Consider the following 22,301-nt stretch of genomic DNA (forward strand, 5'->3'; position numbering starts at 1 on the left):
ATGCTGGCCAAAGAAAATCGCTTCAAGACTGCCATTCAGCAAGGCAAGACGCAAATCGGCCTGTGGCTCGATATGGCTGAGGCCATCACCGCTGAAATCGCCGGTACTGCGGGTTTCGACTGGCTTGTTATCGATGGCGAGCACGGGCCGAACGATCTGCGCAGTATCATTGACCAGCTGCGGGCGCTTGCCACATCTTCTGCCGAGCCGGTGGTGCGCATTCCCGTTGGCGAAAGCTGGATCATCAAGCAGATGCTGGATGCCGGAGCGCGCACATTGCTCGTGCCGATGGTTGATTCGGCGGCTGAGGCCGAAGCGCTTGTTTCGGCCATGCATTACCCGCCACGCGGGATTCGCGGCATGGGTGCTGTTGTAGCCAGGGCTTCAGGTTTCAATACGATTGATAATTACGCGCAGACAGCATCGGACGGGCTTTGCCTGCTGGTGCAGGCAGAAACGCGTGCAGCAATTGCCGATTTGGACAACATTCTGAAAGTTGATGGAATCGATGGCGTTTTCATAGGCCCCGCAGACCTTGCAGCCGACATGGGCTATATGGGGCGAATCGACGAGCCCGAGGTGCAGGACGCTATAGAGGCTTCGATTTCCAAGATCGTGGCGTCAGGCAAGGCTGCTGGCATTCTGACCTTCAACGAGGTCTACAATAAGCGCTACATGGAGCTTGGAGCCTCATTCGTGGCGGTCGGGGCTGACGTCACGGAGTTCTCAAGCGCGCTCAAATCTCTTTGCGGCCGATATAAAGGTGGAGCAACCGCAAAGCCTTCATCCTACTGACGGTAGATCAGTCGTCGTTGCTCGCATTCAGCTTGTGCGGCGGTATGCCCTGTTCGCCAGAAAACAGGAACCCTTCGCGCAAAAGCCAGTCTCGCAGCACGCGCTGAATGGCTTCATCGCGATCGATTTTGTTTTCCTGTGCGAACACCACCAGGGCTGTTTCGACTTCGTCAGTCAGATGCATGATTTACGTCCCGTTAAAAACAAAAATGGGCAAGGAGATAAGCTCTCCTTGCCCCATCACAGTTAAGCTAGAGCTTAGCGCCAGCGATAAAGGCTGCTGCTCTTGTGGTCTTTCTCAGCGTTTGCAATGAAATAGCCAAGTGCAAAGCCGAGTGCGCCGACGACTGTCAGCACAGATGTAGCAGTACCTGGGTTTTCCTTCACGGCTTCAACCACATTGTGGCCCTGAGCGCGCACAGTCTGAGCGGCCGTTTGTGCGACTCGCTGAACGCGACCGCGCGCTTCGTCCGCAAATTCAGACGCTTCGCTGGAAAATGTACCTGCGCGCGCCGAAACCGACTTGGAGAGTGACGAAATCTGCGAGCGAAGCTCTGCGATCTGATTCTCGACTGTGTCTTCTACAACATTCAATTTGGACTGAGCCATCTGAAATCACCTCTTGCTGTTTCCGAGGTGATAACGCGGCAATCAAGGAAAACGTTCCGCAGTGCAGCGAATTGATGTGTGAAGATGTTTGGATTTTCAGTTTGATGGCGGAGAGGATGGGATTCGAACCCACGATACGCTTTTGACGTATACTCCCTTAGCAGGGGAGCGCCTTCGACCACTCGGCCACCTCTCCGGTGCCGCCTGAGTATTGCGTAAAAAAAATGAATGCAAGGCCTTTTCTATAAAGAGATGAAAAAGAGCCATTTCATCCCGCATTTTTTGACCTGCGCACCGGTACTGCGCAGGAATCAGCAAGGATAAGACAGTGGCAGCGGGATCAACGCTGTCCGAGGAGTTGCCATCTAGATACCTTTAGCCGATTCCAGATGCCCTCTGAGTCGCAGCAGCAATATCCCGCGCAGTATAAGTGTCAGATTCGAAAGTCATTTTTTTAATGTCTTATAAACCTTTGCGATCCCCGGTGGGTCGGATTGTGTTCTTTTGGCAACATTTTGAAACGAAGCAGGTGGGCAAACCTGTCATAACCAGTAATGGAGATTGCAAGCGCGGCGGGCTTACGTATTTTCAACAACGGAAGCGCGGCGGTGGATCGTCCGTTTTCAAGAACACGGGACTGGGGCAGGGAATGCTGTTCTGCAGCTAAAGAACCCAGACCCTTTTGAAACTTGACTGGAGGTCAACATGAACATTAAGAGCCTTTTGATCGGCTCCGCTGCAGCTCTTGCAGCAGTATCTGGCGCACAGGCTGCAGACGCAATCGTCGCAGCTGAGCCAGAAGCACTCGAATACGTTCGCGTTTGCGACGCTTTCGGCACAGGCTTCTTCTACATTCCTGGCACCGAAACCTGCCTGAAGTTCGGCGGTTACGTTCGTTTCCAGACCAACTTTGGTCGTAACCAGTCCGGCACGTCTGACTGGGATTCGTTCACACGCGCTCAGTTCGAAGTTGACACGAAGACTGACACCGAGCTCGGCGCACTGCGCGGCTTCATCGGCTTCCGTGGCAATGCTGACTCCGGCGTCGGCAGCTCGACTGCTGGTACGTCTGGCAATCTCGGCTCCGGCGTATTCGTTGATCAGGCTTTCATCGAACTCGGCGGCCTGAAGGTCGGTAAGTTCTACAGCTGGTGGGATGATGGTCTCTCTGGTGAAGTTGATGAGCTGTCTTCCAACGCTCTCTTCAACTCTGTTCGCTACAACTACGATGCAGGCTCCTTCACAGTTGGTCTCTCGGTAGACGAACTCGAAGGAATCGCGACGCTGTCGGGTGACGACAATAATGTTGGTATCGCTGCTAACGCCAGCTTCACAGTCGGTGGCGTCAAGGGTGCGCTTCTCGGCGGTTACGATGTTGACAGCGAAGAAGGCGCTATCCGCGGTATCTTCACTGCAGCAATCGGCCCAGGTACTCTTGGTCTGGCTGGTGTTTGGGCGTCTGGTTTCAATGCCTATTACAACGAATCCGAATGGGCTGTTGCCGTTGAATACGCTGTGAAGGCTACCGACAAGCTGACCATCACTCCTGGTTTCCAGTATTACGGCTCTGCTGAAGCGGTCGATTCTGATGGCTTCTCTGGTGGCGATAAGTGGAAAGCTGGCGTTGCTGCAAAGTACGACATCACCAAGGGTCTGTACGGCATGGTTTCGGTTAACTACGAAGACACTTCTGACTTCGTAGGCGCCCAGGCTAATGACGATCAGATCTCTGGCTTCGTTCGTCTTCAGCGTACGTTCTAATCTGATCTGACTTCGGTTAGTGACGGAAAGCCCGGCTCTTGAGCCGGGCTTTTTCGTTTTCAGTTCGGGCAGGGCATTCGTTGAGGCTGGATGGTTTGACGTTAAGGTCCTGTTAAATGTTCGGCGGCACTGCGGCCAAGTTGTGACGAAGTTGCAACAGCGTTACGGCAATGGTTGATAGTGATTGCTAATGGAAACCTTTCCAGATTGCACGAATCTGCTGTTGTGGCTTTAATCACTCCAAGGACAGCAACATTCCCACCCGCTGTTTCCTTCTGATTTGACTTGGAGGTCACCATGAACATTAAGAGCCTTTTGATCGGCTCCGCTGCCGCTCTCGCAGCAGTATCTGGCGCACAGGCAGCAGACGCAATCGTCGCAGCTGAGCCAGAAGCACTTGAATACGTTCGCGTTTGCGACGCTTTCGGCACAGGCTTCTTCTACATTCCTGGCACTGAGACTTGCCTTAAGTTCGGCGGTTATGTTCGTTTCCAGACGAACTTCGGTCGTGACGCTTCTAACACTTCTGACTGGGATTCTTTCACACGCGCTCAGTTCGAAGTTGACACACGCACAGACACAGAACTTGGTGCGCTGCGCGGCTTCATCGGATTCCGTGGCAATGCTGACTCCGGCGTTGGCGGTGGCACGGCTGCAACGTCCAGCAACCTCGGCTCCGGCGTATTCGTTGACCAGGCGTTCATCTCGATCGGCGGCTTGACCGTTGGTAAGGTTTACAGCGAATGGGATAACGACCTGAACGGCGAGACAGACATCCTGTCTTCCAACACGCTGTTCAACTCTGTTCGTTACACATACGACGCTGGCTCGTTCAACGCGACACTGTCTGTTGACGAACTGGAAGGCACATTCTCTACAAACGACAACAACGTTGGTATTACTGGCGTAGTTGGCGCGAAGTTCGGCGCAGTCACTGCCACGATCGTCGGCAGCTATGACACCGACCTCGAAGACGGTGCAGTTCGCGGCATCATTTTTGCTGATGTTGGACCTGGCACACTTGGCCTGTCCGGCGTTTGGGCTTCCGGCGTTAACGCTTACTACGGCGTTTCCGAATGGGCAGTTGCAGCAGAATACGCAATTAAGGCAACAGACAAGCTGACGATTACGCCAGCTGCTGAATATATCGGCAACCTTTCTGCTCCTCTCGGCACTGATCCAGCTGCTAACGCTGACTTCTCCAGCAACGACGCATGGACAGCTGGTGTTACTGTTGACTACCAGATCACAGACGGCCTGAAGACAAAGGTTACAGCTAACTACATCGACGAAGATGATGCAGACGACCAGGTTACTGGCTTCGTTCGCCTTCAGCGCGATTTCTAATCTGATTTGACCTTAGGTCATTCAGGAGAGCCCGGCTTTACAGCCGGGCTTTTTCGTTTTGAGCTGTCGGGTTCGTGAACGCAAAAAAAAGCGCCGAGGGATCGGCGCTTTTTGTCATACTCGTGGTTCTTGACTTACTCAGAGCGACCGTTTCGCAGGTCAGTGACGATGTCGGCTTTCTGGCCGAGGCGGGTTTTGTAAACTTGGTAGTTTTCCATTACCCGCTGCACATAGTTACGGGTTTCGGGGAAGGGGATCCGCTCTATCCAGTCGACCACCTCATCGATAGGTTTTCCTCGCGGATCGCCATAGCGGTTGATCCATTCCGGCACGCGCTTGGGGCCGGCATTATAGGCAATGAAGGTCAGAATGTATGATCCGCCGAAGCTGTCTATCTGCTCTCCCAGATAATGTGCACCGAGCGTTGCATTGTAGCCAGCATCGGTCGTCAGTTTCGCTTGCGTGAAATCCATTCCGTGGCGGCTGGCTACGCCTTGCGCGGTGCCCGGCAAGAGCTGAAGCAGCCCGCGAGCATTGGCCGGTGAGACGGCTGCGGGGTTAAACGCGCTTTCCTGTCTGGCAATCGCATAGGCGAGCGCCATTCCGGAGCCGGAAATATTGGCAGTGCCGGGAATGACACCGAGCGGATATGCAAGGGCAGCCGCATCGATCCCACGCCCAAAGGCGGTCTTGCCGATCTGAAGCGAAACCTGATGGTTGTTGTTCTTTTCTGCGCGTGTGGCGAGAATGGCCAGTTCACCGGGGCTATCGATCTGCTCGGCCAATGCGCGGTAAAGGCTGTCTGCCCGCCAGCTATAGCCTGCTGCTTCAAGCCGTTCGATGGCGCGCACGGCTTCGCGAGCTGCAAAGTGCTGACGGTCGGCATCATTTGGCGACGGGTAGGTGACATTGATGGTCGTCGCGCCGATTCGCGCTGCGGCCAGTTGCCCGTAAAATGTACCTGGAAATGCAGCCGACTTGTTGAAATACTCGCTTGCATTGCCCGGCCCTCCGGCTTCTGCGGCGCGGCCCAGCCAATAATAGGCTCGAGAAGCGGAAAGCGGGCGGTTCGAGGTGTCGAGCAGGGCTGTGAAATGCTTTGCCGCGGATGTCGGATCCTGCAAGGCACGCAAAGCATACCAACCCGCATGAAACTCGGCATCGGCAATATCAACGGGTGATGTGGCGGTGTGATGGGAGACGATGTCATAGGCTTGCGCAAACTTGCCTAGATCGGCCAGTCCACGCGCCACGATCCGACGCTCATTCCACCATTCGCCCGGATTGACGAGTTTTGCCGGATCCTTGGGCGCCTGCGCCAGAAGCTTTGCTGCATCCTCGTATTTCTGTTGATGACGCAGCTGTTCGATACGCGCAAACAGGAAGGCGGGGTCGTTGCGGGCGGTGCCCTTGATGGCATTCAATGCTGCGGTTGCGTTTTTGCCTCTCTGCAAAACGGCAGCCCACGCCGTGTATAAATCCTGCGCCTTGCCCAGATCACCAAAGCGTTTGGCTTGGCTGACCCGGCTGCGATACATCAGATAATCCATCCGCGCCTTGTGCTCGGCGGCGGACAGGAATGTGGGAAACTCTGCGATGATGCGATCTTCAAGGGTCGTATCCATGCCCTCGTTGATCCACAGGGATTGGATGAGCTGTTGTGCTCGAGTGCTGTTGCCCGTAGCGTTCAAGGCGCGCGCCAGTGCAAGCGAGCCTTCGGGTGTCTCGGGCGCACTCACGCCAAAATAGCTGATGATCTCGGTGGAGGGCGGACTCTCCCGCAACATGGCGCGTTCGGCATTGGCCCTGAATGTGGTGGTGCCGGGCCAGCCACTCAGCTCGGTCTGCGCCTTAGCAATCTCGCTGGAGGAAACGTCTCTCTGGCCGGAAACGGCAATCGCCCATGTCAGAATATGGCGGTCGATGTTTGTCGCGGGCAGAGCGTCGCGGATCGAGATGGCGCGCAGCGCATCACGGCGTGATAGCGCATCGAGCCCCGACTTCAGATCGGAAACATCAAGAGGTGCGTTTGGACGGGGAATGGAGCCAGTCACTTCGGGTGACGCAAGCGGAAATGGCGTAATGGATGGTGCATTCGGTTTGACATAGGGAAGGGGAAGAGGCGCACCTTCTTGGGCAGGGCCCGCCCATGCGCTCCAAACGGTTGCCGCGAGACCGGCGGCCATCAGGCCAAAAGCTGCTTTTTTCATTCCACTACTCGTCTTCGTGAAACTGCGGGCTTGCGCCACGGCGGGTTTTCTCTCGCCGATCACGGCAAAAGGATTGGTTGGTTCTTCGGTTCTTCGTCTTGTCGAATTCATGCCTTCCATTAGGTGCTTTCAGCATTAACAGAACCTTAATCCAACCCTGCGGGTGCGATCAAATTTCGGTCAGCGAAGGTGTTTAGCGCATCTGCCACTTCATATGATGACGAGGGGGCATCATCGCCAGAGGCTTTGAAACTATTTGCAATTTGAAAGCCAAAAGGCGCTTTTATGCGCTTGTCGGTCGCTTAACCCCACACTAATGTGATATCGTTTTAATCTTGGAATGCGGCTGAAGCATGGACTGGCTCGCCGCAAGGAGTTTTGCATGTTCAAGGGATCCATTCCCGCCCTCATTACGCCGTTCACCGCGCAAGGTGCCGTGGACGAAGCCGCGTTTGCCGCCCATGTGGAGTGGCAGATTGCTGAAGGCAGCAACGGCCTCGTGCCTGTCGGAACCACGGGGGAATCTCCAACCCTGTCCCATGACGAGCATAAGCGCGTCGTTGAACTGTGTGTCGAAATAGCGGGTAAACGGGTTCCGGTCATTGCTGGCGCAGGCTCCAACAACACGCGCGAAGCGATAGAGCTTGGTCTGCATGCGCAGGAAGTGGGCGCAGATGCGCTGCTGGTGGTGACGCCTTACTACAACAAGCCAACGCAGAAGGGCCTTTTCGCGCACTTCTCTGCGATTGCCGAAGCTGTGACACTGCCGATCATCATCTACAACATTCCGCCCCGTTCCGTTGTCGATATGACACCGGAAACCATGGGCTCGCTGGTCAAGGCACATAAAAATATCATCGGTGTGAAGGATGCGACAGGCAAGCTTGATCGCGTATCTGAACAGCGCATTACCTGCGGTCCGGATTTCGTTCAGCTCTCTGGTGAAGACGGGACGGCGCTGGGCTTTAACGCTCATGGCGGAGTTGGCTGTATTTCGGTAACGGCCAATGTTGCGCCGCGCCTGTGTGCCGAGTTCCAGGCGGCGACGATGGCCGGTAACTATGCGCTCGCGCTGGAGTATCAGGATCGTTTGATGCCCTTGCACAGGGCGATCTTCCTTGAGCCGGGTGTTTGCGGCACGAAATACGCGCTGTCGCGCACCCGCGATGGAAATCGCAAGGTCCGCTCACCGCTGATGGATACGCTGGAGCCAGCAACGGAAGCGGCCATTGATGCGGCGCTGAAACATGCAGGCTTGATCAACTGAAGGCATACGAAGGTGCGCTGCTGAAAGCGCATCTTCACTTTTGGCAGTTTGATCACTACATAAGGCCGACCGCAGATGAATGCGGGCGAATGAAACGGATTGAGAAATGGCCCCCAAAGGCAGTCAACGTGTCGTCAACAAGATCGTTGCGGAAAACCGCAAGGCTCGGTTCAATTATGAAATCCTCGATACTTACGAGGCTGGCATCGTACTGACTGGCACGGAGGTCAAATCCCTGCGCGAGGGAAAGGCAAACATTGCCGAGTCCTACGCATCGGATGAGGGCAACGAAATCTGGCTCATCAACTCGCATTTGCCGGAATATTTGCAGGCGAACCGCTTTAATCACGAGCCACGCCGTCATCGTAAGCTGCTTTTGTCAAAGCGCGAAATCAATCGCATGCGCGTGGGCATTAACCGCGAGGGCATGACGCTTGTGCCGTTGAAAATCTATTTCAACGAAAAGGGCCGTGCGAAGCTTGAGCTGGCAATCGCCAAGGGCAAGAAGCTGCACGACAAGCGCGAGACGGAGAAGGAACGTGACTGGAACCGCCAGAAATCACGTATCCTGAAGGGCAGCGGCGCAAACTGATTTTCGAGAGCGTCCTCATGAATGAGGTTGGGCGATTACTCGCCCAATTCCATGACAAGCGATAGCGGTGCGCGGAATGTCGCGATCAGGCCGCTAGGCGTAAAATTCTTCTCCACGTCACCTGTTCCGGCAATGCCCATGCGTATGAGGCGGGAACCAAAGCCCCTCCGCTCCGGCTCCGCTGCAGGCGGTCCGCCTTTCTCTTCCCATTTGAGGGTGAGAATCGGTTTTTCAGAATCATCCGAGACGTGCCAGCTGATGTCCACCTGACCGGCATCTGTGGAAAGCGCGCCATATTTGATCGCATTCGTGCCAAGCTCATGCAGCAAAAGGGACAGAGACAATCCGGCCTTAGGCCCCAGCGGAACCTCGGGGCCGGACATGATGACCTTTCCATCGCCCGCATGAAGATGCATGACGCGGCCGATCACTTCCCGAAGACGCGCTGTCGACCATGATTGCTGCAAGAGCACATTATGTGCGGAACTGAGCGCCTGGAGCCTTCCATTGAAGGCGGCAACGGCTTCTTTTTCCGTCACGTTTCGAAGCGTCTGCGCGGCAATGGCCTGCACAATCGACAGCGTATTCTTCAAGCGGTGGCTGAGTTCCTGATTTAGAATGCGCTGCTCTGATTCAGCATTGATGCGTGCAATCGCGGCATAGGCACGGTCTGCCACACCCCAGGCGAAATCCAGTTCCAGCTTGCTCCAGAAACGCGGCTTTGCATCATGCGCAAACAGAATGCCAACCAAAGCGCCGCGATCCACAATCGGAACTTTGACAAAGGACCGAACACCCATGGCGGCATAAGAGCCGGTGTCTTCGTCCAGCCAGCTCGCGGCATTGATATTCGGCACGGCCAGCGTATCGCCGATTTCGAGCCGCCGGATCGTCGCCTGAAAATCACTTAAAGTGTGATGCCCTGCAATCGTCTCTGTGCCTGGCGCAAGCCAGTTGAACTCGACAAACAGGCTGTTCGTTGCGCTGTTGACCGTCAAATATCCTGCGCGCTTGACGCCAAGACCATCCGCCAGAATCTCGGATGTGATGCGGGAGATATCTTCCACCGTCTTGCCCGCACGCAACCGGTCGCCCAAGGTAAGCAGCGAGGCAATGCGAGCATCCTTGCGTTTCGAATCGGTGATGTCGATGACCACGCCAATCATCTTCACCGGCACGCCGCGATCATCCATGATGAACTGCGCACGGCGCGCCACCCAACGCACACGCTGGTCATTGCCGCGCCTGACACGATACTCAACGCTGAGCGGCGCCATGGCGGTATTCCGGTTGGCAGTGTCGGATGCCGTCTTTCGGTCGGCATCGATAATCAGATTCTGAAACACGGAAGCATGATAGTTTGGCTGTTCCGGCACACCAAAAATGCGGCAGAACTCGTCCGAGACAATCATCTCGTCCGTCGCAATATCGATTTCGAATATTCCGATTTGACCGGCGTCATGGGCCGCTTTCGAACGGGCATCCTTGACGCGGAGCTCCTCGTTTTTCGCGCCCACCCGGCTGACGCGCAGTTGCCGCCGTGCCGAAAGGCGTCGCTCAAGAGTGAGGTCATATGACATTGTCTGAAGCGTGCGGCGCAGTTCGAGATGCGACATGACCTGCCGCGCTAAGCCCTCCAACGCGGCTTTTTGCGCATTTGTCAGCTGCTTTGGCTCATGCCCAAGTACGCAAACCGTACCAATGGGAAGGCCATCGTCCGACTTCAAAAGCACGCCGGCGTAAAAACGAATATGAGGCGTTCCCGTGACAAGCGGGTTGTTTTCGAAACGCGGGTCTTTGGTCGCGTCGGGAATGATCAGAAAGTTATTTTCAAGAATGGCTCGTGCGCAGAATGATGTATCCAGCGGCGTCTCACGCACGCCCAGACCAACCTCTGCCTTGAAAAACTGCCGATCTTCACCAATCAGGTTGATGACAGCGATGGGCGTATCGCAGATCGTGGATGCCAGCAGTGCCAAGTCATCGAAATCCTGCTCGCGCGGCGTATCAAGGACGTTGTAGCTATCCAGTGCAGCCAAACGCCGCTGTTCTTTAGAAGCAAGACCTTCCATGGGACCTTAAAAAATAATCTGCAATTTTGCGTCGGCGCGATCCGCCCGCTCTTCGCTTCATTAGTTACATTAATTCATTCATTAACATAAGAAAAAAAACGTTTTGCTCACGTTTTGCGCACGCTTCATTTCAAGGTTCGCCAGTAGGCTGCCGAAAACGCAAAAGCGCCCATGCGGTGTATGAATACCGCATGGGCGCTTTTTGATATCTCATCGAAAATTGCGTGCCAATCAGGCGGCGCGATAGGCCGGTTGCTGGTGGCGGACTGTGGCCTTTACATTGAACCGGCTGATCAGCGCTGCCAGATTGTTGCTGACATCGTTCAAGCCGTGTGTAGCCGCATTGGTTTCCTCAACCATCGCAGCGTTCTGCTGCGTCAGCTGGTCCATGCTGCTGATGGCGGAATTGATTTGATGAATGCCAACGGCCTGCTCTTGCACGGCGAGCGTAATCGCGCCGATATGTTCCTGGATGTGATCGACCTTGCCTCCGATGGAATTCAGCGCTTCGCCCGTGCGGTTCACCAGTGAAACACCATTCGACACGTCCTGTGACGACCTATCAATCAGCGTCCGGATTTCCTTGGCGGCATTTGCCGAGCGCTGGGCGAGTTCCCGCACTTCCTGAGCCACAACGGCAAAGCCCTTGCCTGCTTCCCCGGCGCGAGCGGCCTCGACGCCCGCGTTCAGCGCGAGCAGGTTGGTCTGAAACGCAATCTCGTCGATAACACCGACGATCTGAGCGATTTTTTGCGATGATTGCTCAATGGCACTCATTGCTTCCACGGCTTTAGTGACAATGTGGCGCGACCGTACAGCTTCCTCGGCCGAGCTCGTCACGATCTCCTTTGCCAGTTCGGTGCGTTGCGCAGACTGTTTGGAAATATTGGTGATTTGATCCAGCGCGGCAGCGGTCTGCTCCAGCGAAGCGGCCTGCTGCTCCGTGCGGCGTGCCATATCGTCCGTGGATGCAGTCAGTTCCCGAGTATTTTCCGAGATTTTGCGTGATTCTTCGATGATTTCGGAAAATGCGCCTGATAGCTTGCTAAGCGCAGAGTTGAAATTGTTTTTCAGCGCGTCAAATTCTTCCGGCAAGACGCTATCGAGGCGAGGGGTCATGTCACCCTTAGCGACGAGGTTCAAAGCCGAGTTCAGAAGCGAAAGAACCTGCTCCTGTTCCTGCTTCATGCGCTGCTGCTCAAATTCGATTTTGGTCCGCTCTTCGGCAAGTGCATCAAGATAGACCGAAACAGAGTAATCGATGTCCAGCAGCGCGGCCTTGACGGCGATCGAAATATCCCGGGCTACTTTCTTGCCCTTGTTCTTGACCATAAAGCTCTGAAACTGGGACTCGATGACGGAGGTGATGATCCCTTCGAGAATGAGGGCGTAGCCGCCAATATACCAGCGCGGTTCAAGGCCGAGACGTGCATGGGTGCGACCGATGGCGGTCACGGCCTCGGTATATTGACTGTCGTAGACGCCCGAAGCGATGGTTTCCCAGTGCTTGATCTGCATGGATTTGGCGTGCTGGATATGGGCGTCGTTGGCGAAGAATTTCGCCGTTGCAGGCACAGCTTTCGCTTTTTTGTAGAAAGCGGTCAGCGAGGCATCAAGAGAGGCCGATATTGCGGGCTTCAGCGCAGCGAGATCTCGTTTTTCTTCTGAGCCAAGTCCCAGAAATTCAAGCCGCTCCGTAAGCTGGAGTGCGTCTTGCTGTCGATTCATGCGCTTAACCCCTAATTCAAAAACACGATCCCCATCGCGTCCAATATGGAATGAAGGTAAGGATTCTTGCTTAATGAAGTGCTAAAGTTGATGAAACCCTTTAATTTTACGGGCGCAAATAAAAAAACGCGCACCCCGGTTAAAGGCACGCGTTTTAATACTGTGATGATGCGAATGCTTACTCGACAGTTTCAGCCGTTTCCACCACGCGGTGGGTCCGTTCGCTTGGATCGCGACCGATTTCTGCTTTCAACGACAGCAAATCGATGAAGTGATCGGCCTGACGGCGCAGATCATCGGCAATCATGGGCGGCTGCGTCGACATGGTCGAGACAACGGAAACCTTGCGGCCACGGCGCTGGATTGCGTCCACAAGCGTTGTAAAATCACCGTCGCCGGAAAACAGCACCAGGTGGTCCACAGTCTCGGATTGCTCCATGGCATCGACAGCAAGTTCGATGTCCATATTGCCCTTGATCTTGCGGCGGCCCATGGCGTCGGTAAATTCCTTGGCGGGCTTTGTCACAACCTTGTAACCATTATAGTCCAACCAATCGATCAGCGGACGAATGGAGGAATATTCCTGATCTTCGATGAGGGCGGTGTAATAATAAGCGCGTAGCAAATAGCCGCGCTTCTGGAATGCTTTCAAAAGTTTGCGGTAATCAATATCAAAACCGAGGCTTTTCGAAGCGGCATAAAGATTGGCACCGTCAATAAAAAGCGCAATTTTCTCGCGTGGGTCGAACATAAAAATCAAATCCTTCCTCGGCTACCGAGTCGCTAATAGTGTCCGCAGTAATGTTTCAGCAAATATGCGCACGTCGTTTTGTACATTATCAACCATTCATATAAGCGTCATTAAGCATCAGTCCAGCCCTAAAGCCAGAATTATGTGTAAAGTTTAATCTATCAAGCCTAAAATAGGCTGCTCACTGCCAGGCAAACAGGCAGTTGAGGAAAAACTTGAAATCTTTGGCCAATGCCTGTATCGGAACGGGTAATCCGCGACATTAAGACCGCAAAGGACAGGCAATGGCCCGTGTCACCGTAGAAGATTGCATTGATAAAGTAGACAACCGTTTCGAACTGGTTTTGCTGGCCAGCCATCGTGCGCGCCAGATTTCGCAGGGGTCGCAGATCACGATCGATCGTGACAACGACAAGAATCCTGTCGTGGCATTGCGAGAAATTGCTGACGAAACACTGTCTCCTGACGACCTGAAGGAAGACTTGATCCACTCGCTGCAGAAGCATGTTGAAGTGGACGAGCCAGAGCCCGATCCAGTCACGATCGCAGCTTCTGCTGGCGATGCTGAAGACGATGATGCGCCCGAAAGCGTTAATTTCGACCAGATGACGGAAGAAGATCTTCTGGCTGGTATCGAAGGCCTTGTGCCGCCTGAAAAGAACGACGACTATTGATTTTGATGAATCGCAACTGTCAGGGTACTGTCAGTTACGCTCTTTAAAGATTTGTCGTCATAATCTGAACGCAGATTATGCAGCATTGTGCGCCTGTCTAACGATTGGCGCGCTTTCTTTTTTCGGGGCATCCCATACATGATGCGACAATACGAACTCGTTGAGCGGGTTCAAAAATATAAGCCTGAAGCAAACGAAGCCTTGCTGAACAAGGCTTATGTCTATGCCATGCAAAAGCATGGCCAGCAGAAGCGCGCCAATGGCGACCCGTATATTTCGCATCCGCTGGAAGTCGCGGCTATCCTGACCGAGATGCATCTCGACGAATCGACCATCGCCGTCGCTTTGCTGCATGATACAATTGAAGACACGAGCGCCACCCGCGCGGAAATCGATGATCTCTTCGGTGAAGACATTGGACGGCTGGTGGAAGGGTTGACCAAGCTCAAGAAGCTTGACCTTGTGACCAAGAAGGCCAAACAGGCCGAAAATCTGCGCAAGCTTCTGCTGGCGATCTCCGATGACGTGCGCGTGCTCCTCGTGAAGCTGGCTGACCGGCTCCACAATATGCGCACCATGGAGCATATGCCCGAGGACAAGCGCAGCCGGATTTCAGAAGAGACGATGGAAATCTATGCGCCGCTTGCCGGGCGCATGGGCATGCAGGATATGCGCGACGAGTTGGAAGACCTTTCGTTCCGCTACCTCAACCCGGAAGCGTTCGAGACGGTGACCAAGCGTCTGCAGTCTCTCGAAGAGCAGAATCAGGGCCTCGTCAAAAAGATTGAAGACGAATTGCGTGAGTTGCTGCTCGCCAACGGCATTCAGGGCGCTTACGTCAAAGGACGGCAGAAGAAGCCGCATTCCGTTTTCCGCAAGATGCAATCGAAGTCGCTGTCTTTCGAGCAGCTTTCCGATGTCTATGGCTTCCGCATTCTGGTGCAGGATCTGCCGTCCTGCTATCGGGCGCTCGGGATTGTCCACACACGCTGGCGCGTCGTGCCGGGCCGGTTCAAGGACTATATTTCGACACCGAAGCAGAACGACTACCGTTCCATCCACACCACAATTGTCGGGCCGTCACGTCAGCGTATTGAATTGCAGATCCGCACCAAGCGCATGCATGAAATCGCCGAATATGGCATTGCCGCGCATTCGCTCTACAAGGATGGCGAAATCCGTGATGGGGATGTCCTGTCGCCGGAATCCAACGCCTATTCGTGGCTTCGCCACACGATTGAAGCCCTTGCAGACGGAGACAGCCCGGAAGAGTTTCTGGAGCACACCAAGCTCGAACTGTTTCAGGATCAGGTTTTCTGCTTCACGCCCAAGGGCAAGCTGATTGCGCTGCCGCGTGGTGCGACGCCCATCGATTTTGCCTATGCCGTTCACACCAATATTGGTGACACGACCGTGGGGGCAAAGATCAATGGCCGGATCATGCCGCTTGTCACGCGGCTGAACAATGGTGACGAGGTCGAGATCATCAGGTCCGGCGTGCAGGTTCCGCCTGCCGCATGGGAAGAGGTGGTCGTCACTGGCAAGGCGCGCTCCGCCATTCGCCGTGCGACCCGCATGGCCATTCGCAAGCAATATGCCGGTCTCGGTTACCGCATTCTCGAGCGCACCTTTGAGCGTGCCGGCAAGCCGTTCTCGCGGGAAGGGTTGAAGCCCGTTCTTCACCGGCTGGCGCAGAAGGACGTAGAGGACGCAATTGCCGCTGTTGGCCGTGGCGAAGTGTCATCTCTTGATGTGCTGCGCGCCGTCTATCCCGATTATCAGGATGAGCGCGTGACTGTGAAGATGACCGGCGACGATGGCTGGTTCAATATGCGCAGCGCATCTGGCATGGTCTTCAAGATACCCGGCAAGTCGCGCTCGGTGCTGGAAGATGACGGCGCTACCGAACTGGTTGAGGGGCCGGACCCGCTGCCGATCCGTGGCCTGTCTGATAATGTCGAGGTGCATTTCGGTGCAGCAGGCGCCGTTCCGGGTGATCGCATCGTCGGCATCATGGAAAAAGGTAAGGGTATCACCATTTACCCGATCCAGTCACCGGCGCTGCAACGCTTCGATGACGAACCGGAACGCTGGATTGATGTGCGCTGGGATCTGGATGAGGCCAACAAGTCTCGTTTCATGGCGCGTGTCATGATCAACGCGCTGAATGAACCCGGCACGCTCGCATCCGTCGCGCAATCCATCGCCACGCTGGACGTGAATATTCGCGGCCTGAATATGGTGCGGATCGGAACCGACTTTTCCGAACTCGCCCTCGACATCGAGGTCTGGGATCTCAGGCAGTTGAACCAGCTCTTGTCGCAGCTGAGTGATCTGGATTGCGTGTCCACGGTCAAACGTGCCTTTGATTGAGGCAGATTTGCCTAATTATTGCCCCTTAAGGGCGCTGCTATGCGCTGAGTGCATGGCAGCGCCCTTGTCCTGTCTGTAGTCACCGAGGCCATTTCGAACTATCTTCACTTCAGAAACTGAAACAGACACGGCGGCCAGCCAAACACCCAAAGATGCTTTGGCCCGCTTGTCTCTGAAAGGAAAAGAAGATGTTTGGACCCCTTCGCAAGATTGCTCGTGCCGTTCGTGGCAAGACAACTCAGGAACGTGAATTCGACTATCTCAGCGATTCCGTATCGCGCATCGACCTGGAATTCCGCCAGCGCGAAGTTGATCGCGGCATGTTCCGTCGCTAATACAAAAATGCATACCGGCCATGCCGGTATGGTGCATGTCGGAGCGCTTCATTGATGCGCTCTTGAGGTCAAGCGCGGTTTTGCTCTTGGCGCAAACGAAACGATGCAATAGGTTCTCCATATGCCGTTTCGTCGCCGTAGACCGTTAAGACTTTCTGAAAGAGTGCGCGCCGCCATCTGGCCGCGCATGGGCTTTCGTCGTTTGCTTCGCTATCTCAAGCTGAAGCTGGTGCGGCTTTCTGCCTCGCCATACTCCATTGCCGCTGGTGTGGCGGTTGGTGTCGGGGTGTCATGGACACCCTTCCTCGGCGTTCATATCATCATCGCCATGGTCATTGGTTTTGTTCTCAGAGCCAATCTTGTTGCCGCAGCCCTGGGCACCACCTTTGCAAACCCGCTGACATTTCCGTTGATCTGGGCCTCCACCTGGGAGATCGGTCACGTCATATTGGGGCGCGGCGACCAGACGGCGTCGGCGCATGTGGATTTTGCCACGCTTTTTAGCCATATGAACTTCATGCAGCTCTGGCGCCCCGTACTGGAGCCAATGACGGTTGGCGCGCTCATTCCCGGCGCTTTCACAGCCATCCTCGCTTATATCAGTGTCTACGCCATTATCCGCAGCGTCAGAACGAAGAAGGATTTGCAGCGTGCTGCCTTGGCCAAACCGTCTCTGGGTGCTGTGAAATGATTATTGGAATGGGCAGCGACCTCATCGATATCAGGCGCATCGAAACATCGATTGAGCGTTTTGGTGATCGCTTCACCTATCGCTGCTTCACAGACGTCGAGCAGGCGAAATCCGACGGCCGCAAGAACCGTGCGGCATCCTATGCGAAGCGTTTCGCGGCCAAGGAAGCCTGCTCCAAGGCTCTCGGCACCGGCTTGGCGCAGGGTGTTTTCTGGAAAGATATGGGCGTCGTCAACCTGCCTAGCGGCAAGCCGACGATGAAGCTGACCAATGGCGCGGCAGAGCGTTTGGCCATGCTTTTACCATCGGGACATGAGGCCGTCATTCACCTCACCATCACGGATGAATTTCCCTATGCACAGGCTTTTGTCATCATAGAAGCGTTGCTGGTGACGAAATAACGTCTGATTCCACTGCTTCCGCTGGTTTCACACCGCCGTCGGCTATGGAAACGCTTTCCTTTGCCCTGGAAAGGTTCTAGAGAAGTCCGTCGAAATCAAAGAACGAGCAGGCAGGTCTAAGTGTCCGAAAAAGCTGAAAAGAAGCAGAGCGCCCTTTGGGAAAACGTCAAGGTCATCGTGCAGGCATTGCTGCTCGCGATGGTCATCCGCACGGTGCTGTTCCAGCCTTTCACCATTCCGTCGGGCTCCATGATGCCGACCTTGCTGGTTGGAGATTACCTGTTCGTCAACAAGTTCTCCTACGGCTATTCAAAATACTCCATGCCGTTTTCTCCCGACCTGTTCTCGGGCCGTATCCTGCAATTCAGTGAGCCTAAGCGCGGCGACGTCGTAGTCTTCCGCCTGCCGCCGAACCCTGAGGTGGATTACATCAAGCGCCTTGTCGGCCTGCCCGGTGACCGCGTTCAGGTCACAAATGGCGTGCTCTTCATCAACGGCACTGCTGTTCCAAAGCAGCCGGATGGCGTGTTCACCTCTGATTACCGTGCCGATCCCGGCGCCAATGTTCCTGTTTTCCGCGAAACGCTGGATAATGGTGTGAACTTCGACACGCTGGACCAGTCGCCGGATTCGCGTGGCGACAACACGCGTGAATTCATCGTGCCGGAAGGCCATTACTTCATGATGGGCGACAATCGCGACAATTCGCTGGATAGCCGCTTTGATGTCGGCTTCGTGCCCGCTGAAAACCTGATTGGCCGCGCAAGCGTCATCTTCTTCTCTCTTGGCAATGACACACCATTCAGCCGTATTTGGGATTGGCCCGCCAACATGCGTTGGGACCGCCTTTTCAAGGTTGTTCAATGAGCAAGGTAAAGCCGCTTTCGACGGAGGAAATCAATCGTCTGGAAGCCCTTATCGGGTATCAGTTCAAGGAAAAGGCCCGGCTTGACCGGGCCTTGACCCATGCAAGCGCCAATGCCGGAAAGAGCGGCAATTACGAGCGGCTCGAATTTCTGGGCGACCGTGTACTGGGGCTTTGCGTTGCCGAACTGCTGTTCACGACATTCCGCACGGCGACCGAAGGCGAGCTTTCCGTCCGCCTGAACCAACTCGTCAGTGCTGAATCCTGCGCGGCCATTGCCGATGAGATGGGTCTGCATGTGTTCATTCGCACTGGTGCCGATGTCAAGAAACTGACCGGCAAGGCGATGCTGAATGTGCGGGCCGATGTGGTGGAAAGCCTGATTGCGGCCATCTATATCGATGGCGGGCTGGAGGCAGGACGTCAGTTCATTTTGAAATACTGGAACGAGCGCGCCACACGCCTGGATGCCGGGCGGCGCGATGCCAAGACCGAATTGCAGGAATGGGCGCACGCAAAATTTGCGGCGACACCCCTTTACAGGATTGACGATCGCACCGGACCGGACCACGATCCAAGCTTCACGGTGACGGTCGTGGTGCCCGGCGTAGCGCCCGAAACGGGTGTTGATCGCTCCAAGCGCGCCGCAGAGCAGGTGGCCGCGACGAAATTATTGGAACGCGAAGGCGTTTGGCAGAAAGCCTCTGCCGCAAACTGATTGGATATCCCATGACCGAGCATGAAATGGACGCCACGCCGTCTGAAGACACCGTTGAAGCCGTTGAGAACAGACCGACCCATTCCGGCTTTGTCGCGCTGATCGGCCCGACCAATGCTGGCAAGTCCACGCTTGTGAACCATCTCGTTGGCGCCAAGGTGTCCATCGTCAGCCACAAGGTGCAGACGACACGCGCCGTGATGCGCGGCATCGCCATCCACAACAATGCCCAGATCGTGTTCATGGACACGCCCGGCATTTTCAAGCCTCGCCGCCGGCTGGACCGCGCCATGGTGACATCCGCCTGGGGTGGCGCAAAGGATGCGGATATCATTCTGCTTCTGATCGACAGTGAACGTGGCTTGAAGGGCGACGCGCAGACGATTCTGGAAGGCCTGAAAGATGTGAAGCAGACGAAAATTCTCTGCCTGAACAAGATCGATCAGGTGCAGCGCGAGGATTTGCTAAAGCTGGCGTCTGCCGCCAATGAAATCGTCAACTTCGACCGCACCTTCATGATCTCGGCGACCAACGGTTCCGGTTGCGACGATTTGATGAACTATCTGTCGGATGAGTTGCCGCAGGGACCGTGGTACTATCCGGAAGACCAGATCTCGGATCTTCCCATGCGGCAGCTTGCTGCCGAAATTACCCGCGAGAAGCTGTTTTTGCGTCTGCACCAGGAATTGCCTTACGCATCCCACGTGGAAACCGAAAAGTGGGAAGAGCGCAAGGATGGCTCCGTGCGCATCGAGCAGGTCATCTATGTCGAGCGTGACAGCCAGAAGAAGATTGCTCTGGGCAAGAATGGCGATGCCATCAAGGCTATCTCGTCATCCTCGCGCAAGGAACTCTCGGCAATTCTTGAGCAGACCGTCCACCTCTTCCTTTTCGTGAAGGTCCGCGAAAACTGGGGTGATGACCCGGAGCGCTTCCGCGAAATGGGTCTGGAGTTTCCTCGGAACTGACGATCCACGGCGGGACCGACGTGGTTTCCGGGTGAATGCTCTGATAGCCTTATCGTTTTCGTTGTTAATGGATACCCATGTCGCCAAAGAAGCCTAACGGAATGTCGACCACCCCTTGCGAGCAATGTCCCTTGCGAGGTCTCAAATATTTCCGCGATTTTTCTCCGGCAGAGCTGGGTTTCGTTTCCCATTTCAAAACCGGGGAGCTTTCTGTGGAGCCCGGCGCCATCGTGCTGATGGAGGGCTCTCACAGCGCTCATCTCTATACGATCCTGCAAGGTTGGGGCTTTCGCTACAAGACGCTGGAGGATGGACGCCGTCAGATCCTCAATTACCTGATGCCCGGCGATCTCGTCGGGTTGCAGGGAACTGTCATGGGCGAGATGCAGCATTCCGTTGAGGCGCTTTCACCGATTACGCTGTGTGTTTTCGAGCGCGGACGGCTCAACAGCCTCTTTGGTGATCACCCGTCGCTCGCCTATGATATTACCTGGATAGCGGCCAGCGAAGAGCGGATGCTCGACAGCCATCTTCTCAGCGTCGGGCGAAGAACGGCGCTGGAGCGTGCGGCATATTTGCTGGCGCTGTTACACAACAAGGCTGTGCGCGTTGGCCTTATGGAGAAGGACGGCCCGATACCGGTGACGCAGCAGCACGTCGCCGATACGCTCGGCTTATCCATCGTGCACACCAACAAGACCCTACGCAAACTTGCCGATAAGGGCTTGATTCGCTGGACAGATAAAGGTTGTATTATTCTTGATGCAACTGGCTTGGCCCAGATTGCGAGTTGGGAACCGGATTTGCGCAATTTGAGACCATTTATCTAGCAATTCTAATATAAAACAGCTCGTTTCGGTATGTCTTTTTTAAATGACGATGTCGACCCGATCTGCGATGTGATAGGAATTGGTTCCGTGAATGTTCATGGATTTTTTTGGTGCTGCGATATTTTAAGCGGCCGGAGAAGATAAAATATGTTGCCTCAGCGGGTCCTCATCGTAGAGGATGAATATCTGGTTGCCATGGATGTGGAAACATCGCTTCAAGCCATGGGCGTTAAAGCGATCGATATTGCTACGACTTTATTCCAGGCCAAGGAGTCACTGCTCCGCGAAAAGCCTGACTGTGTTCTTCTCGATGTCAGCCTTTCCGATGGCATGAGCTATGAGCTTGCGCGCCACCTGAGGGAACACGCGATTCCTTTTGGCTTTGTGAGTGGTTACGGCGACACGAGCGGCTTTCCACCTGACTTCGCCGATTCGCATCTTCTCGATAAGCCCTTTGGTGAAATCGAGTTGAAAACTTTCGTCACGCGCATCATGACGCAGTAAAAGCCCCAAGCGCTCACGCGCCAGATCGGCTATATCTAAACTTTGTAGTAGCAGATCGAGCAACCCATCCATGCAATGGCAGGACGATGCGATTATTCTGGGCGTAAAGCGCCACGGTGAGACGAGCGTCATTGCCGAGGTGATGACACGCACCCGTGGGCGTTATCTGGGGCTTGTGCGATCAGGTCGGTCACGCAGCATGCAACCGGTGCTTCAGCCGGGAAACCGTGTTGATGTAATATGGCGGGCGCGTCTGGATGACCATTTGGGCGAATATCGCATTGAGCCACTGCAATTGCGCGCCGCACAGCTGATGGAAACGGCAACGGCGGTTTATGGCGTCCAAGCGATGGCCGCGTTGCTCAGACTTTTGCCGGAGCGCGATCCGCACCCGCATCTGTTTGAGGCACTTGATGTGATTCTCGACAATCTCTCAGACCCTGCCGATGCAGGCGAGCTTTTCGTGCGCTTCGAACTGGCCGTTCTCAACGACCTCGGCTTCGGCTTGGATCTTGAGGAATGTGCAGCGACTGGCCTGCGCGACGACCTCATCTATGTGTCTCCAAAGACGGGCAGGGCGGTATCGCGTGCCGCGGGCGCGCCCTATGCCAGCCGTATGCTGGCGCTGCCTCAGTTTCTGAACAAGGAAAACTCAAAGGCCGCAGACAGCGAAAGTCTGGCAGCTGCCTTCAGGCTGACAGGCTATTTCCTGCACCGCCATGTCTATGAGCCGCGAGGCCTCAACGAAAATGCCACCCGCGACGGTTTCGTGCAGGCGGCATTGAAGGCTTTGGATAAGGCTTCCTGAAG

At 55.1% G+C, this 22,301-nt stretch carries 22 protein-coding genes and 1 tRNA gene; 16 read left to right on the top strand and 7 right to left on the bottom strand.

What is annotated here, in order from left to right; all coding sequences use genetic code 11:
- The gene (locus ACQZ51_RS04625; RefSeq protein WP_448775513.1) at positions 1 to 795 is read left to right on the top strand and encodes an aldolase/citrate lyase family protein; all 795 of its coding nucleotides are present in this window, start codon (positions 1 to 3) and stop codon (positions 793 to 795) included.
- Positions 796 to 802: 7 nt separating this feature from the next.
- On the opposite strand, the gene ACQZ51_RS04630 is transcribed toward ACQZ51_RS04625, so the two are convergent.
- From ACQZ51_RS04630 to ACQZ51_RS04640, 3 genes are all read right to left on the bottom strand, one after another.
- Positions 803 to 979 carry a hypothetical protein gene (locus tag ACQZ51_RS04630; RefSeq protein WP_448775515.1) on the bottom strand — a complete coding sequence of 59 codons (177 nt, stop codon included), beginning with the start codon at positions 977 to 979 and terminating at the stop codon, positions 803 to 805.
- Positions 980 to 1,053: 74 nt separating this feature from the next.
- Positions 1,054 to 1,404, bottom strand: a complete 351-nt coding sequence (locus ACQZ51_RS04635; protein WP_448775517.1) for a hypothetical protein — start codon at positions 1,402 to 1,404, stop codon at positions 1,054 to 1,056.
- 105 nt (positions 1,405 to 1,509) lie between these two features.
- A tRNA-Ser gene (locus ACQZ51_RS04640) sits at positions 1,510 to 1,600 on the bottom strand.
- 509 nt (positions 1,601 to 2,109) lie between these two features.
- Here ACQZ51_RS04640 and ACQZ51_RS04645 point away from each other — a divergent pair.
- Together ACQZ51_RS04645 and ACQZ51_RS04650 are read left to right on the top strand one after the other, a co-directional pair.
- On the top strand, positions 2,110 to 3,165 hold the full coding sequence (locus ACQZ51_RS04645; RefSeq protein ID WP_448775519.1) for a porin: 1,056 nt from the start codon (positions 2,110 to 2,112) through the stop codon (positions 3,163 to 3,165).
- A gap of 297 nt (positions 3,166 to 3,462) precedes the next feature.
- Positions 3,463 to 4,512: a porin gene (locus tag ACQZ51_RS04650; protein ID WP_448775520.1), complete on the top strand. Its 1,050-nt coding sequence runs from the start codon at positions 3,463 to 3,465 to the stop codon at positions 4,510 to 4,512.
- Between the two features lie 134 nt (positions 4,513 to 4,646).
- On the opposite strand, the gene ACQZ51_RS04655 is transcribed toward ACQZ51_RS04650, so the two are convergent.
- Entirely contained in the window at positions 4,647 to 6,722 is a 2,076-nt protein-coding gene (locus tag ACQZ51_RS04655; RefSeq protein WP_448775521.1) for a lytic transglycosylase domain-containing protein, read from the bottom strand.
- Between the two features lie 382 nt (positions 6,723 to 7,104).
- Here ACQZ51_RS04655 and dapA point away from each other — a divergent pair, with 382 nt between their 5' ends.
- Together dapA and smpB are read left to right on the top strand one after the other, a co-directional pair.
- Positions 7,105 to 7,989 (top strand): 4-hydroxy-tetrahydrodipicolinate synthase, encoded by an 885-nt coding sequence (gene dapA, locus ACQZ51_RS04660; protein WP_448775523.1) that lies wholly within the window; start codon positions 7,105 to 7,107, stop codon positions 7,987 to 7,989.
- A gap of 106 nt (positions 7,990 to 8,095) precedes the next feature.
- Entirely contained in the window at positions 8,096 to 8,581 is a 486-nt protein-coding gene (smpB, locus tag ACQZ51_RS04665; RefSeq protein ID WP_448775525.1) for an SsrA-binding protein SmpB, read from the top strand.
- 35 nt (positions 8,582 to 8,616) lie between these two features.
- Here the strand turns inward: smpB and ACQZ51_RS04670 are convergent, their stop codons facing one another.
- The 3 genes from ACQZ51_RS04670 to ACQZ51_RS04680 form a co-directional block, all read right to left on the bottom strand.
- Entirely contained in the window at positions 8,617 to 10,620 is a 2,004-nt protein-coding gene (locus ACQZ51_RS04670; RefSeq protein WP_448775526.1) for an HWE histidine kinase domain-containing protein, read from the bottom strand.
- Positions 10,621 to 10,884: 264 nt separating this feature from the next.
- The gene (locus ACQZ51_RS04675; protein WP_448775527.1) at positions 10,885 to 12,381 is read right to left on the bottom strand and encodes a methyl-accepting chemotaxis protein; all 1,497 of its coding nucleotides are present in this window, start codon (positions 12,379 to 12,381) and stop codon (positions 10,885 to 10,887) included.
- Between the two features lie 178 nt (positions 12,382 to 12,559).
- Entirely contained in the window at positions 12,560 to 13,132 is a 573-nt protein-coding gene (locus tag ACQZ51_RS04680; RefSeq protein ID WP_042618387.1) for a LabA-like NYN domain-containing protein, read from the bottom strand.
- A 284-nt stretch (positions 13,133 to 13,416) separates the two neighbouring features.
- On the opposite strand from ACQZ51_RS04680, the gene rpoZ reads away from it, so the two are divergent.
- From rpoZ to recO, 11 genes are all read left to right on the top strand, one after another.
- A complete protein-coding gene (rpoZ, locus tag ACQZ51_RS04685; protein ID WP_448775529.1) occupies positions 13,417 to 13,806 on the top strand; it encodes a DNA-directed RNA polymerase subunit omega in 390 nt (129 codons plus the stop codon).
- A gap of 138 nt (positions 13,807 to 13,944) precedes the next feature.
- Positions 13,945 to 16,179 carry a RelA/SpoT family protein gene (locus ACQZ51_RS04690; RefSeq protein ID WP_042618473.1) on the top strand — a complete coding sequence of 745 codons (2,235 nt, stop codon included), beginning with the start codon at positions 13,945 to 13,947 and terminating at the stop codon, positions 16,177 to 16,179.
- Between the two features lie 188 nt (positions 16,180 to 16,367).
- Complete coding sequence (locus ACQZ51_RS04695) at positions 16,368 to 16,514, top strand: hypothetical protein (protein ID WP_042618389.1); 147 nt, start codon at positions 16,368 to 16,370, stop codon at positions 16,512 to 16,514.
- Positions 16,515 to 16,635: 121 nt separating this feature from the next.
- Entirely contained in the window at positions 16,636 to 17,205 is a 570-nt protein-coding gene (locus ACQZ51_RS04700; RefSeq protein WP_448775530.1) for a DUF2062 domain-containing protein, read from the top strand.
- Positions 17,202 to 17,606 carry a holo-ACP synthase gene (acpS, locus tag ACQZ51_RS04705; RefSeq protein ID WP_448775532.1) on the top strand — a complete coding sequence of 135 codons (405 nt, stop codon included), beginning with the start codon at positions 17,202 to 17,204 and terminating at the stop codon, positions 17,604 to 17,606. Before ACQZ51_RS04700 ends, acpS begins: the two co-directional genes overlap by 4 nt.
- A gap of 120 nt (positions 17,607 to 17,726) precedes the next feature.
- Complete coding sequence (gene lepB, locus ACQZ51_RS04710) at positions 17,727 to 18,473, top strand: signal peptidase I (RefSeq protein ID WP_448775534.1); 747 nt, start codon at positions 17,727 to 17,729, stop codon at positions 18,471 to 18,473.
- On the top strand, positions 18,470 to 19,189 hold the full coding sequence (gene rnc, locus ACQZ51_RS04715) for a ribonuclease III (protein ID WP_448775536.1): 720 nt from the start codon (positions 18,470 to 18,472) through the stop codon (positions 19,187 to 19,189). Before lepB ends, rnc begins: the two co-directional genes overlap by 4 nt.
- Positions 19,190 to 19,200: 11 nt before the next feature.
- Positions 19,201 to 20,157, top strand: coding sequence for a GTPase Era (gene era / locus ACQZ51_RS04720; RefSeq protein WP_042618394.1), 957 nt, complete (start codon positions 19,201 to 19,203; stop codon positions 20,155 to 20,157).
- Positions 20,158 to 20,234: 77 nt separating this feature from the next.
- The gene (locus ACQZ51_RS04725) at positions 20,235 to 20,987 is read left to right on the top strand and encodes a Crp/Fnr family transcriptional regulator (RefSeq protein WP_448775539.1); all 753 of its coding nucleotides are present in this window, start codon (positions 20,235 to 20,237) and stop codon (positions 20,985 to 20,987) included.
- Between the two features lie 147 nt (positions 20,988 to 21,134).
- Positions 21,135 to 21,491, top strand: coding sequence for a response regulator (locus ACQZ51_RS04730; protein ID WP_243256343.1), 357 nt, complete (start codon positions 21,135 to 21,137; stop codon positions 21,489 to 21,491).
- A gap of 70 nt (positions 21,492 to 21,561) precedes the next feature.
- The gene (gene recO / locus ACQZ51_RS04735) at positions 21,562 to 22,299 is read left to right on the top strand and encodes a DNA repair protein RecO (protein WP_448775541.1); all 738 of its coding nucleotides are present in this window, start codon (positions 21,562 to 21,564) and stop codon (positions 22,297 to 22,299) included.
- Positions 22,300 to 22,301: the final 2 nt, after the last annotated feature.

It is taken from the genome of Agrobacterium sp. CG674 (assembly GCF_053521645.1).

Coding starts and splice junctions, on each gene's coding strand:
- smpB (WP_448775525.1), top strand. CDS start 8,096: ATGGCCCCCAAAGGCAGTCAACGTGTCGTCAACAAGATCGTTGCGGAA.
- ACQZ51_RS04730 (WP_243256343.1), top strand. CDS start 21,135: ATGTTGCCTCAGCGGGTCCTCATCGTAGAGGATGAATATCTGGTTGCC.
- ACQZ51_RS04630 (WP_448775515.1), bottom strand. CDS start 979: ATGCATCTGACTGACGAAGTCGAAACAGCCCTGGTGGTGTTCGCACAG.
- acpS (WP_448775532.1), top strand. CDS start 17,202: ATGATTATTGGAATGGGCAGCGACCTCATCGATATCAGGCGCATCGAA.
- ACQZ51_RS04690 (WP_042618473.1), top strand. CDS start 13,945: ATGATGCGACAATACGAACTCGTTGAGCGGGTTCAAAAATATAAGCCT.
- ACQZ51_RS04625 (WP_448775513.1), top strand. CDS start 1: ATGCTGGCCAAAGAAAATCGCTTCAAGACTGCCATTCAGCAAGGCAAG.
- rpoZ (WP_448775529.1), top strand. CDS start 13,417: ATGGCCCGTGTCACCGTAGAAGATTGCATTGATAAAGTAGACAACCGT.
- ACQZ51_RS04650 (WP_448775520.1), top strand. CDS start 3,463: ATGAACATTAAGAGCCTTTTGATCGGCTCCGCTGCCGCTCTCGCAGCA.
- dapA (WP_448775523.1), top strand. CDS start 7,105: ATGTTCAAGGGATCCATTCCCGCCCTCATTACGCCGTTCACCGCGCAA.
- ACQZ51_RS04725 (WP_448775539.1), top strand. CDS start 20,235: ATGTCGCCAAAGAAGCCTAACGGAATGTCGACCACCCCTTGCGAGCAA.
- ACQZ51_RS04675 (WP_448775527.1), bottom strand. CDS start 12,381: ATGAATCGACAGCAAGACGCACTCCAGCTTACGGAGCGGCTTGAATTT.
- ACQZ51_RS04645 (WP_448775519.1), top strand. CDS start 2,110: ATGAACATTAAGAGCCTTTTGATCGGCTCCGCTGCAGCTCTTGCAGCA.
- ACQZ51_RS04695 (WP_042618389.1), top strand. CDS start 16,368: ATGTTTGGACCCCTTCGCAAGATTGCTCGTGCCGTTCGTGGCAAGACA.
- recO (WP_448775541.1), top strand. CDS start 21,562: ATGCAATGGCAGGACGATGCGATTATTCTGGGCGTAAAGCGCCACGGT.
- ACQZ51_RS04700 (WP_448775530.1), top strand. CDS start 16,636: ATGCCGTTTCGTCGCCGTAGACCGTTAAGACTTTCTGAAAGAGTGCGC.
- rnc (WP_448775536.1), top strand. CDS start 18,470: ATGAGCAAGGTAAAGCCGCTTTCGACGGAGGAAATCAATCGTCTGGAA.
- era (WP_042618394.1), top strand. CDS start 19,201: ATGACCGAGCATGAAATGGACGCCACGCCGTCTGAAGACACCGTTGAA.
- ACQZ51_RS04635 (WP_448775517.1), bottom strand. CDS start 1,404: ATGGCTCAGTCCAAATTGAATGTTGTAGAAGACACAGTCGAGAATCAG.
- ACQZ51_RS04655 (WP_448775521.1), bottom strand. CDS start 6,722: ATGAAAAAAGCAGCTTTTGGCCTGATGGCCGCCGGTCTCGCGGCAACC.
- ACQZ51_RS04680 (WP_042618387.1), bottom strand. CDS start 13,132: ATGTTCGACCCACGCGAGAAAATTGCGCTTTTTATTGACGGTGCCAAT.